General features: G+C 42.6%; 10 protein-coding genes, 1 tRNA gene and 2 pseudogenes. 5 read left to right on the top strand and 8 right to left on the bottom strand.

The genetic code is table 11. From position 1 onward, the window contains the following. Positions 1–122 precede the first annotated feature (122 nt). The 6 genes and pseudogenes from IUZ65_RS14305 to rpsU all read right to left on the bottom strand — a co-directional run bounded on the left by IUZ65_RS14305 (position 123) and on the right by rpsU (position 4,824). Positions 123–198, bottom strand: a tRNA-Ile gene (locus IUZ65_RS14305). 142 nt (positions 199–340) lie between these two features. Beyond that, the gene (gene rpoD, locus IUZ65_RS14300; RefSeq protein WP_195704351.1) at positions 341–2,194 is read right to left on the bottom strand and encodes an RNA polymerase sigma factor RpoD; all 1,854 of its coding nucleotides are present in this window, start codon (positions 2,192–2,194) and stop codon (positions 341–343) included. Between the two features lie 95 nt (positions 2,195–2,289). Continuing rightward, positions 2,290–2,697 (bottom strand): annotated as a pseudogene (gene dnaG / locus IUZ65_RS23510) (DNA primase); the annotation flags it as partial. A 107-nt stretch (positions 2,698–2,804) separates the two neighbouring features. Next, positions 2,805–4,038: pseudogene (dnaG, locus tag IUZ65_RS14295) on the bottom strand (DNA primase); the annotation flags it as partial. 98 nt (positions 4,039–4,136) lie between these two features. After that, a complete protein-coding gene (locus IUZ65_RS14290; RefSeq protein WP_195704349.1) occupies positions 4,137–4,580 on the bottom strand; it encodes a GatB/YqeY domain-containing protein in 444 nt (147 codons plus the stop codon). Positions 4,581–4,608: 28 nt separating this feature from the next. Further along, positions 4,609–4,824 (bottom strand): 30S ribosomal protein S21, encoded by a 216-nt coding sequence (gene rpsU / locus IUZ65_RS14285; protein ID WP_004396009.1) that lies wholly within the window; start codon positions 4,822–4,824, stop codon positions 4,609–4,611. A gap of 196 nt (positions 4,825–5,020) precedes the next feature. On the opposite strand from rpsU, the gene tsaD reads away from it, so the two are divergent. Then, on the top strand, positions 5,021–6,043 hold the full coding sequence (gene tsaD / locus IUZ65_RS14280; protein WP_195704348.1) for a tRNA (adenosine(37)-N6)-threonylcarbamoyltransferase complex transferase subunit TsaD: 1,023 nt from the start codon (positions 5,021–5,023) through the stop codon (positions 6,041–6,043). Positions 6,044–6,097: 54 nt separating this feature from the next. Here the strand turns inward: tsaD and plsY are convergent, their stop codons facing one another. Then, positions 6,098–6,688 (bottom strand): glycerol-3-phosphate 1-O-acyltransferase PlsY, encoded by a 591-nt coding sequence (gene plsY / locus IUZ65_RS14275; protein WP_195704347.1) that lies wholly within the window; start codon positions 6,686–6,688, stop codon positions 6,098–6,100. Between the two features lie 361 nt (positions 6,689–7,049). Between plsY and folB the strand changes: the two genes are divergently transcribed. Genes folB through IUZ65_RS14260 form a run of 3 tightly spaced genes read left to right on the top strand, consistent with a single transcriptional unit; the run spans position 7,050 to position 8,714 of the window. Continuing rightward, on the top strand, positions 7,050–7,415 hold the full coding sequence (gene folB, locus IUZ65_RS14270) for a dihydroneopterin aldolase (RefSeq protein ID WP_195704346.1): 366 nt from the start codon (positions 7,050–7,052) through the stop codon (positions 7,413–7,415). After that, positions 7,415–7,897, top strand: coding sequence for a 2-amino-4-hydroxy-6-hydroxymethyldihydropteridine diphosphokinase (gene folK, locus IUZ65_RS14265; protein ID WP_195704345.1), 483 nt, complete (start codon positions 7,415–7,417; stop codon positions 7,895–7,897). The genes folB and folK overlap by 1 nt, the downstream gene beginning before the upstream one ends. A 10-nt stretch (positions 7,898–7,907) precedes the next feature. Beyond that, positions 7,908–8,714: an undecaprenyl-diphosphate phosphatase gene (locus IUZ65_RS14260; protein ID WP_195704344.1), complete on the top strand. Its 807-nt coding sequence runs from the start codon at positions 7,908–7,910 to the stop codon at positions 8,712–8,714. A gap of 117 nt (positions 8,715–8,831) precedes the next feature. Here the strand turns inward: IUZ65_RS14260 and IUZ65_RS14255 are convergent, their stop codons facing one another. Further along, positions 8,832–10,055, bottom strand: a complete 1,224-nt coding sequence (locus tag IUZ65_RS14255; RefSeq protein WP_195704343.1) for a multifunctional CCA addition/repair protein — start codon at positions 10,053–10,055, stop codon at positions 8,832–8,834. 118 nt (positions 10,056–10,173) lie between these two features. Here IUZ65_RS14255 and IUZ65_RS14250 point away from each other — a divergent pair, with 118 nt between their 5' ends. Beyond that, positions 10,174–11,772 carry an ExeA family protein gene (locus IUZ65_RS14250; protein ID WP_195704342.1) on the top strand — a complete coding sequence of 533 codons (1,599 nt, stop codon included), beginning with the start codon at positions 10,174–10,176 and terminating at the stop codon, positions 11,770–11,772. The last annotated feature ends 1 nt before the right edge of the window (position 11,773 follow it).

The raw sequence follows: 11,773 nt of genomic DNA, 5'->3' as shown, positions 1-11,773 counted from the left end.
TGGACTTTAGAAGTTGGATTGACCTGTACAGTTAATTTTCCGGATTGGTGTAACTACTTGACTGAAAAGCTACAGGCATAAAAAAAGGTTAGTGAGCACTATGCTTACTAACCTTCAAAATTTGGTGGCCCCTCGCAGACTTGAACTGCGGACCGATCGATTATGAGTCGAGCGCTCTAACCACTGAGCTAAGGGGCCGAATTAGGTTGACGATTATAGGGGATGTAACCAATGCTGTCTAGATGCTTTATAGGGCATTTGCGCTTAGTTTTTATCCACTTAGACCGAAATCGATAAAAAAGATGAGCAACTGCTCACCTTTTCATCAGTTTCTGTCATTTTACTCGTCTAAGAAACTACGCAGAGTTTCTGATCGGCTAGGGTGACGAAGTTTACGTAACGCTTTCGCTTCGATCTGACGAATACGCTCACGCGTAACATCGAACTGCTTTCCAACCTCTTCTAGAGTATGGTCAGTGTTCATGTCGATACCAAAACGCATACGTAGTACTTTTGCTTCACGAGGCGTTAGGCCAGCTAGAACATCTTTCGTTGCTACCTTCAAGCTACCAGAAGTAGCAGAATCTAGCGGAAGTTCTAATGTGGTATCCTCGATAAAGTCACCTAAGTGCGAATCTTCGTCGTCACCGATTGGTGTCTCCATAGAGATTGGCTCTTTAGCGATTTTCAGTACTTTGCGGATCTTGTCTTCTGGCATTTGCATGCGTTCTGCTAGCTCTTCCGGAAGCGGCTCACGGCCCATCTCTTGCAACATTTGGCGAGAGATGCGATTCAGTTTATTGATCGTTTCGATCATGTGAACCGGAATACGGATGGTACGAGCTTGGTCAGCAATAGAACGTGTAATTGCCTGACGAATCCACCATGTTGCGTAAGTAGAGAACTTATAACCACGGCGATATTCGAACTTATCTACCGCTTTCATTAGGCCAATGTTACCTTCTTGGATTAGATCCAAGAATTGTAGGCCACGGTTGGTGTATTTCTTCGCGATAGAAATAACCAAACGTAAGTTCGCTTCAACCATCTCTTTCTTCGCTCGGCGTGCTTTCGCTTCACCAATTGACATACGACGGCTGATATCTTTTATAACTTGAACGGGCAGTGAAGTTTGTTTTTCGATAATTCGTAGTTTATAAATGCTACGACGAATGTCTTCTTCATTGCGCTTTATCTTTTCCGCATAAGGTTTTTCTGAAGCAAGTACTTTATCTAGCCATGCGTCAGAAGACTCGTTACCCGTAAATGCTTGAACAAATGTCTTCTTAGGCATTTTGCCGTATTCAACACATTGGCGAATAATTAAACGCTCTTGTGTACGAACACGATCCATTGAAGTACGCAGCTCATTGACTAGGTAATCAAACTGTTTTGGGATCAGACGGAACTCTCTAAATACTTCAAGTAGCGCTTCTTTTGCTTTAGCTGTTATTTTGCTATCGCGGCCATGCTCATTGATGGCGAGTTGCATATCTTGATAAGTATTTCGAAGACCAGTGAATTTTTCTAAAGCAAGTTCAGGGTCAATACCCGTGTCTTCTTCTTCCTCGTCCTCATCATCGTCGCTTTTATCGTCTTTTTCTTTGTCTGAATCTGCTAAGTTAGATCCAGTAAGTTCAGAGCCGATGTGAGTCGCAGTAGGAGCAGCAGAACCATCATCATTCGGGTCTACAAAACCAGAAATGATGTCAGTTAGGCGTAACTCTTCAGCCTGAACTTTATCAAATTGCTCAAGGACATAAGAGATAGTACCTGGAAACTCTGCTACAGAGCATTGAACTTGGTTAATACCATCTTCAATACGCTTAGCAATGTCAATTTCGCCTTCACGAGTTAACAGCTCTACTGTGCCCATTTCGCGCATGTACATACGAACTGGGTCGGTAGTGCGGCCAATTTCGCTTTCTACACTCGAGAGTGCAGCAGCGGCAGCTTCAGCAGCGTCTTCATCAGTGACGTTATTATCTTCATTGATGGACATTTCATCTGCGTCAGGTGCAGTTTCAACGACTTTAATACCCATGTCGTTGATCATTTGAATGATATCTTCTACCTGTTCAGAATCTACGATTTCGGCAGGTAGGTGATCATTTACTTCGGCGTACGTCAGATAGCCTTGTTCCTTACCCTTAATGACAAGTAACTTTAGCTGTGACTGCGGATTTTGATCCATAGACGATATCCAACTTGAGGTCTGTGTGATGGTGAAAGTATGCGAAATGCAAACCGCCAATTATAGCAAATATAATCTTTACTGGCTACTCTGGGTTACGCTCCTAAGATCAAATCTTGAAGCTCCCTTTTTTCTTCGGCTGATAAGCCGACACTTCTTGCTCTAGCCTGTAAAACTTCGATCTGTTTGTCGATGCACTGGACTAAAATTTTATCCAGTGAATCCATGAATACATCATGTTCATTATCTTCATCTTTTCCCAGTGGGATATCCCAACTGGCTAGACGTGATAACATTATTTCATTTTTATGGTTACGCCAATGCTCTATTAGCTGACCAGTGGTTATATGGGGATTTGTTCGGCATTTATCAAGCACTTCTATTAATAAACCTAATCCTGGAACGGCTATTTCTCGAACACTTGTTAAATCCGGCGCATATTCAATATAGCTTGGATTTTGAACTAAGAGCGCAATAACTACGCGCATTGGTGTTTTTGCTATCTTTTGTGGTGCTTTTGTCTCATTTTTTACAGTTTTCTTTGTGTTGAACTGGTGCTCTAAGAAAATCCCAGTCTTTTGTCCTAGGATTTTTAATAGTTGAGCTTGTAGGTGTTCGTCAGGTATTTTTTCGATAAGTGGTACCGCAAGCGCAGAAAGTGCAGCTTTACCTTCATCACTACCGACCTGAACTTGATCGGTCAGATTTTTAAATAAATATTCAGATAATGGTGTCGCATTCGTCACTTTTTCTTCGAATGCTTCTTTTCCATGTGTTCGTATAAAGCTGTCTGGGTCATCCCCATCAGGCAAGAATAAGAACTTAAGAATGTTGCCACTCTTTAGATATCCGAGTGCATTTTCAAGTGCGCGCCATGCGGCCTCTTTACCTGCTCGGTCTCCGTCATAACAGCAGACGACCGTGTTGGTTTGTCTGAACAGTAATTGTAGATGATCGCCTGTTGTTGATGTTCCCAGTGATGCCACCGAGTAGTCAACACCATATTGTGCTAACGCGACAACGTCCATATAGCCTTCTACAACCAGAATTTGTGTTGGCTCTCTGTAGGCTTGCAGTACTTCATAAAGGCCGTAAAGTTCTTTGCCTTTATGAAAAATAGGCGTTTCAGGCGAGTTTAGGTATTTCGGTGTTCCGTCGCCGATGACTCGACCACCAAAGCCAATAACGCGTCCTCGTCTATCGTGGATAGGAAACATAACGCGGCCACGAAAGCGATCATAACGGTTACCTTTATCGTTTTCGATAAGCATGCCACCAGTGACTAGCATGTCTTGTGTTAACTTTTGCTGACCAAAGTTTTTGCGTACAGCGTCCCACTCATCGGCTACAAAACCAATACCGAATTTTTGTACGATTTCCCCAGAAAGACCTCGGTCTTTAAGGTAATCGATAGCGTGCTTGTTTGACGAAACCTTGAGTTGTGAGCGATAAAACTGAGCAATGCTCCCCATTAAATCGTAGAGGTCACGCTTTTCTTGCGAATTGGCACGAGGAGTATTGCTAAATTGTTCGCCACTTCTCTGTTCTCTTGGCACTTCTAAGCCTAAGCCGGAGGCAATTTCATCTATTGCTTCAACAAAGTCTAACCGGTCAAACTCCATGACAAAGTCGATGGAATTTCCATGTACACCACAACCGAAGCAGTGATAGAACTGTTTTTCTTGGCTTACAGAGAAAGAGGGGGTTTTTTCATTGTGAAAAGGGCAGCAAGCACCGTAGTTTTTGCCTTTTTTCTTAAGTTTTACGCGGGAATCGACAATATCAACGATATCCACTCTAGCAAGTAGATCATCTATAAAGTGTCGTGGGATATGTCCTGCCATAAAACCTTACTGTTTATAAATTTATTACAATGACGTGCAGATACAAACAAGCCGTGCATTCTAAAAGAATAACACGGCTTGTTAAATTGATTTGGGATTTAAGCCAATTTAGAACGAACTAAACCGCTTACTTTACCCATGTCTGCTCGGCCTTGAATTTGCGGCTTAAGTACACCCATTACTTTACCCATGTCTTGCATGCCCGCAGCACCAGATTCGGCAATAGCACTTTCAACAAGTGCTGATACTTCTTCTTCTGACAACGGTTGAGGCATGAAATCCCCAAGTACAATAATTTCTGCTTTCTCAGCATCAGCTAAGTCTTGACGACCTGCTGCTTCAAATTGCGATACAGAATCACGACGTTGTTTAACCATCTTAGTCATTATTACTACGATATCGTCGTCGGTCAGAGTGATCCGCTCGTCAACTTCACGTTGTTTAATTGCTGATAAGGCTAAACGAATAGTGCCAAGGCGTAATTTATCCTTGGCTTTCATCGCAATTTTCTGCTCTTCTTTGAGTTGTTCAATAAGAGCCATAACTAAATTCCTTTTTGGGACTCAGTTATTAGTACAGACGTACGCGACGAGCGTTTTCGCGAGCTAGCTTCTTAGCGTGACGCTTTTGAGCTGCTGCTTTAGCGCGTTTGCGAACGGTAGTAGGTTTTTCATAATGCTCACGACGACGCACTTCTGAAAGAATACCTGCTTTTTCGCAAGAGCGTTTGAAACGACGTAATGCAACGTCGAACGGTTCGTTTTCACGTACTTTAACTATTGGCATATGCCTTTCACCTCAGGGGTTATTCGTTAATACTGATTCTTTGGACTCAAATCTTAGTCGATTGGTCACTAATCAGTTAGATCAAAAATGGTGCGGAATTTTAATCCGATCACTGCCCCTTTGTAAAGTATTATCGTGGTCAAATTTTCTTAGATTAGGTAATATTGCATCAATTTCCGATTTCTATGAGAAAAACATGCGTATTTTAGGTATTGAAACCTCTTGTGATGAAACAGGTGTCGCTATTTATGATGACGAGAAAGGATTACTTTCACATCAATTATATAGCCAAGTAAAGCTGCATGCCGATTATGGCGGTGTAGTACCAGAGTTAGCCTCAAGAGACCATGTTAAGAAAACAATTCCTCTAATCAAAGAGGCGATGAAAGAAGCCAATTTATCTGAAAAAGATATCGATGGTATTGCCTATACCGCCGGACCGGGTCTGGTTGGTGCTATTTTAGTTGGTGCGACCATTGGTCGCAGTCTCGCTTATGCCTGGGATGTGCCAGCGATTCCTGTACATCATATGGAAGGCCACCTTCTTGCCCCTATGTTAGAAGACACACCACCACCATTCCCATTCGTTGCGCTGCTGGTCTCTGGTGGTCACACCATGATTGTGGAAGTGAAAGCCGTTGGTGATTATCAAATATTGGGAGAATCGATAGATGATGCTGCGGGAGAAGCTTTTGATAAGACGGCTAAATTGATGGGATTGGATTATCCAGGTGGACCGCTTCTTTCTCGTCTGGCGGAAAAAGGCACTCAGGGTCGCTTTAAATTCCCTAGACCGATGACGAATCGCCCCGGTTTGGATATGAGTTTTTCTGGCTTGAAAACTTTTGCTGCTAACACCATTGCGGCGAATGACAATGATGACCAAACCCGAGCAGATATCGCTTACGCGTTTCAAGATGCGGTCTGTGCAACGTTAGTGATTAAATGTAAACGAGCATTAGAGCAAACGGGAATGAAGCGCATTGTGATTGCAGGAGGAGTTAGTGCTAACAAGCAATTAAGAGCGGATTTAGGAGACTTAGCCAAAAAAATAGGTGGGGAAGTTTACTACCCAAGAACCGAATTTTGTACCGATAATGGGGCGATGATTGCCTATGCTGGTATGCAGAGGTTAAAAAATAATGAATCCTCAGATTTATCGGTTAAAGCTCAACCCCGCTGGCCAATTGATCAGCTATCACCTATCAAGTCGAATTAGTTTCGCTTCGCTAGCGCATATTAGCCAGTTTGAATCAGAACCTGCTTGAAAACATTAAGACGTAGAGCCAATTTTTGGCTCTGTACCATCCATAAGGCGGCGAATGTTATCGTAGTGTCGGAGCAAAATCAGACAGCATAGCATCGCAACAGGAAGCGTATAGAGTGGTTTAAACATCCAAGCATAGAAGGGGGCTAGCAACGCGGTGATAATAGCAGCAAGGGACGAATACCTTGTTATAATCACAGCGACTAGCCATGTAATACCTAATAATCCTGTTAATCCCCAGCCAATCGGTGCTATTGCACCAATTGCAGTAGCAACACCTTTACCGCCTCTAAAATGGAAAAAGATAGGATAGATGTGGCCTAAACATGCTGCAATGCCGATTAGACCAAGATACAGAGGTTCAATAGTGAGGTAGTAACTCACCCAGACTGGAATAGTGCCTTTTAACATATCAAGCAGCAATACCGCTATTGCGGCTGGTTTTCCGCCAATTCTCAATACATTGGTCGCGCCGGGGTTCTTTGAACCATTTTCTCTTGGATCGGGTAATTTGAGCAGTCGACAGATCAACACCGCACTAGATATGGATCCTAGCAGATAGGCAAAGATGATCATTCCAAGCGCTAATGGTGTCATAGGTGTCCTTAATAGCTATATGTGAGAATCGAACCGGTATTTTCTTCTTTCGAGCATCTAGTATAGCTCGTTTGAAAATAATACTTTGTTTTTGCTCTCTTTGGTATCCGACCTGTTGACAAGTTGTAATGTTTGTTCAATTTTGCGAACGAAATAGCGTGAGAAATGAGTGAACTAAAGTGCAGGAAAATGGTGCAAATAAACTTTCCATGCTTCGCTACATACTTTTAGTCATGTAAACTATTTGCATCTGAACTATTTCGTAGCGTAATGGCGCCTGCGGGAAAGACCAACCGGTGACCAGTATTATTGTAATGTGAGGCACGTCGGTGATTTGCCCTACCATTTTAAAGGATAGAAAATGTCAGTTGATAAAGTGTTTATTGAAAAACTAGAGGTCATTACCACGATTGGTGTGTATGACTGGGAACAAGAGATCAAACAGAAATTGGTCCTTGATATTGAAATGGCACATGACAATAGACCGGCAGGACAAAGTGATAATGTTGAAGAGGCACTGGATTATGCCAAAGTAAGTAAAGCGATAATCGAACATATAGAGAATGGTCAGTTTTTGTTGGTTGAGCGTGTTGCAGAAGAGATAGCCGAATTAGTTATGGCTCAGTTTAATGTACCTTGGATTCACATTCGTTTGACCAAACCCGGTGCCGTTCCTCAGGCCGCAGGTGTCGGTGTAGTGATTGAAAGAGGCAGTAGAAACGCCTAATGACAATAGTTTATGTTGGCGTTGGTACTAACGTAGATAAAATAAAGCACACTCATGCTGCGATTAATGAACTCTTTTTGTTGGATAATCAAAGAAAAGTCTCGCCCATTTATGAATGTGCGCCTGTTGGTTTTGATAGCAGTTCGTTCTATAACTTTGTTGTAGAGCTTTCCACTCATAAAAAATTGACGGATTTTTCACACGAACTTCGTAAAATAGAGTTAAAGTGGGGCCGCCCTGAAGACGCTAAAAAGTGTCAAGATAGAAACCTAGATCTCGATATATTACTTTTTGGTGAGGAAGTCTCACCACACTCACCGACGGTACCCCGAGAAGATATTTTTAAATATCCATTTGTCATTCAGCCTCTGTTCGATCTTGTACCTGAATTGGTTATCCCCAATGACGGGAGAAGAGTGAAAGAGATTTGGCAGATAATGGATCACCTAGAATCCCTTACGAAAGTGGATTTTGTTTATTAATGGAATTGTAATGACGTATTTTGAAGCATTTATACTTGCCTTGGTTCAAGGTTTTACCGAGTTTCTCCCTATATCTAGTTCTGCTCACCTAATTTTACCGTCTGCAATACTTGGCTGGGATGATCAAGGCTTAGCATTTGATGTTGCCGTGCATGTTGGCACTCTTGCCGCGGTTATGATCTATTTTAGAAGTGAAGTCATGACCCTTTTAACCGCTTTAATTGGATCGATATTCAAGGGTGAACGGTCGAAAGAGAGTAAGTTAGCTTGGATGTTGATACTTGCGACTATTCCAGCCTGTATTTTGGGTTTCTTTATCAAAGATATTATTGAGTTATATTTGAGAAGTCCTTGGATTATCGCGACAACAACAGTGGTATTTGCATTGTTGTTATGGTGGGTTGATAACAATGCGAGATTGAAAGATGACGAATATCAGGCTGATGGTAAAAAGTCATTGATGATTGGTATTGCGCAGGCCTTAGCTCTCATCCCAGGCACATCACGATCTGGTGCGACGATTACGGCGGCACTTTATTTAGGTTTTACTCGTGAAGCTGCCGCGCGTTTTTCTTTCTTGATGTCTATCCCCATCATTATGCTCGCGGGTGGATATTTAGGACTCAAGTTAGTAACAAGCGCGGAGCCTGTGCATTTAGGCTATTTAATGACAGGAATAATGACCTCGTTTATCAGCGCGTACATCTGTATTTTCTTTTTCTTGAAGCTTATTTCCAAGATGGGGATGCTGCCGTTTGTTATCTATAGATTGATACTTGGTTTTGGTCTGTTTGGGTTCTTGATATTTGGTTCTTAGTTCAATTATCATTGGTGCTAATTCCAATTACGTCCGGATGTCCCCACGAAAGTGGGGGGGGGTCGAAGATATCCGGCATTAGTACAGGAATAGGTGCTTGTGATGGGGTATTACCTATCACTCGCATTGTCGGGAAAACGCAATCGCCTCTATTCGTCTCTTATCGAGTTCCTCACGAATATGTTGCCCCTCAAATCCATCTTTAATGACATCTTGTACATCAACGGATAATGCGCTTTTATAAGCATCTTCAAAGATCGATCGTTGTGGGTACGGTAAGTCCTCGTGATCTTTCCTTCCTCTGTGATCGGCAACACATGCGAGCAATACTAGGTTCAGTTTGTCTGGTTTGCGCCAAACATCTAGTTTATTCAGTATCTTTAGGAAAGTGGCAGGCTTAAGTTCATTTGCTCTATGTACATTGGAATGCTGGGCGCAAACAGCAAGGGCTATCTCTTTGTATTCGTTAGGCACTTTTACCCGATGGCATAGCGCCTTAATGATGGCTAGCCCTGTATGAGCATGCATTTTGTGGCTGGGCCATTCAGATTCGGGTGTCACCCCCTTGCCAAGGTCGTGGACTTGAGCGGCAAAACGAACAACAGTAGAAGTCGTGAGCAGGGCGGCTTGTTTTACCACCATGAGTGTGTGGACTCCTGTGTCTATCTCCGGATGCCATTTTTCTGGTTGAGGGACACCAAATAGTTGGTCAATCTCAGGAATGATAACCTTAAGCGCTCCGCATTCTTTTAGCACAGAGAGAAAAATATCGGGTCGCTCAGTTTTTAGTGATTTATGCCATTCTTGCCATACTCTTTCGGGCGTAAGATGTTTTAGCTCATTAGAATCAACCATACTTTTCATGAGCTGTATGGTTTCAGGTGCAATGGTAAAACCTAAAGGCGCGAGTTTGGCGGCAAATCGGGCGACACGTAGTACTCGCAATGGGTCTTCGATGAATGCGTCGGATACATGACGAAGAACACGAGAATTGAGATCATCCTGACCACCGTATGGGTCAATGATGACACCGAACTCATCTTGTGCCATAGCATTGATGGTAAGATCCCGTCGCGTAAGATCTTCTTCTAATGATACATCAGGAGAAAAGTGACATTGAAACCCTGTATATCCGTGACCTGATTTGCGCTCTGTCCGCGCTAATGCGTACTCTTCTTTCGTTTTAGGGTGCAGGTAAACAGGAAAGTCCTTACCTACGGCCTGAAAGCCAAGTGAGAGCATCTGCTCCACGGTAGAACCGACGACAACCCAGTCGTTATCGTAATTGGGAATGTCGAGTAGTTTGTCACGCACTGCTCCGCCAACAAGATAGGTTTGCAAACAAGGCTCCTTGGTAAAAACGTTTAGTCAGGCTTTACATTCTATCAGCCAGTGGTACTTTGCTTAAAACATTTTGTCTATTTAACGCGAACGAATGATTACGAAAAGAGATTAGTGAATGTATAAGGATTATTTTGGATTTATTGAAGCACCATTTTCGATAGTTCCAAGTTCAAGATACTTGTTTCTGAGCTCTCGTCATCGAGAGGCAATGGTGCACCTTCAAGCAGGCCTTGGTGATGGTGGTGGATTTGCGATGCTGACAGGAGAGGTAGGGACGGGTAAAACAACCGTATCTAAAGCGATGTTAGCGTCTCTAAATGATGACGTAAAAGCGGGGTTAATTCTTAATCCAACCTTCTCAGAGACCGATCTTTTAGAAGCGATATGCGATGAGTTCAATGTTCAGTACCCCGAGAAAGCCACGCTTAAGCAGTTAACCAAAGGTATCCACCAGTATTTACTGGAAAATTATGCGAATGGGGTTCAATCGTTATTGTTGATCGATGAGGCACAACATCTTTCATCCCAAGTTTTAGAGCAGCTACGTCTATTGACGAATCTAGAAACCGACAGCCAGAAGCTTCTTAAGGTGCTATTAATTGGCCAACCTGAATTGCAATTTAAGCTGCAAACTGTTGAGCTTCGACAGCTATCTCAGCGTATAACGGGTCGTTATCATTTGTTGCCGTTATCCGATAAAGAGGTGTTCCAATACATCGAATTTCGTCTACGCATCGCAGGAAGTCAACATTCATTATTTAGTGCTAAGGCAGCAAAGGTCATTGCCAAGCACACGCAGGGTGTTCCTCGCTTGATTAATTTAGTGTGCGATAAAGCATTACTGTATGCATTCTATAGTGGTGAAAAAGAAGTAACCGCAGAACAAGCTGAAAAAGCTTGTCAGGACGTAATGTCATTTCAAGCACCATTGACACCTGCTATTAAGACCAGCACAACCAATGCTTTCCCTACAATGTTTAGCGCGACCATGTTGGCGGTTATTCTGGTCGGCTTGGTGTTTAAATTCAATCAACCGATAGAATCCTTCATTCAATCCTATTTTCCACCTATTCCCATTGTGGAAAATAGGATCGAGAAACAACAGAGTATTGATGACGAATTACGTGTATTTATCCAAAAAAGTCAAAATCAAATCGATGTAATGCAAGCGCTGTATCGTTTATGGGGTGTGAAAGCGTCGGTATTGGATGCCAATTGTTCATCAGAAAGCACACCATTTCATTGCGAAAGTCGCTACGGAAATTTGCCGACCATCATGCAAGAAAATAGACCTGTTGTGCTTACTTTACAGAGTGAAGTAGGGACTTTTTATGCGGTGTTGTATAAGGTTTACCAAGACAAAGTTGAGCTATTGAATGGCAAGCAACGTGTCGTGTTAGCCGCAGATTGGTTGGCTTCTAACTGGAATGGTGAATATCAAACACTGTGGTACAGTAAAATTGTTCAAGTACTGAAGCGGAATAGTGAAGGTGAAGATGTTCGGACACTGGACGCGATGTTATCCAAAGTATTAGGTGAAGAAAGCATGGGTAGCCAGATCTTTGATGTGAAATTGGAAAATAGAGTTAAAGCATTCCAAACTTGGCAAGGACTCACGGCAGATGGAGTAGTAGGAAAAAATACGTTGAAGCTACTTGACCGAATGACAACCGAGTTTTCACCTAAAATCATCTTGACAGAAGAGGGTTCATAAT

This window comes from Vibrio sp. VB16, assembly GCF_015594925.2.
In the GTDB taxonomy this organism is placed as follows: domain Bacteria; phylum Pseudomonadota; class Gammaproteobacteria; order Enterobacterales; family Vibrionaceae; genus Vibrio.
Note: the sequence above shows the minus strand (reverse complement) of the source record. Positions and strands in the feature narration are given on the sequence as shown.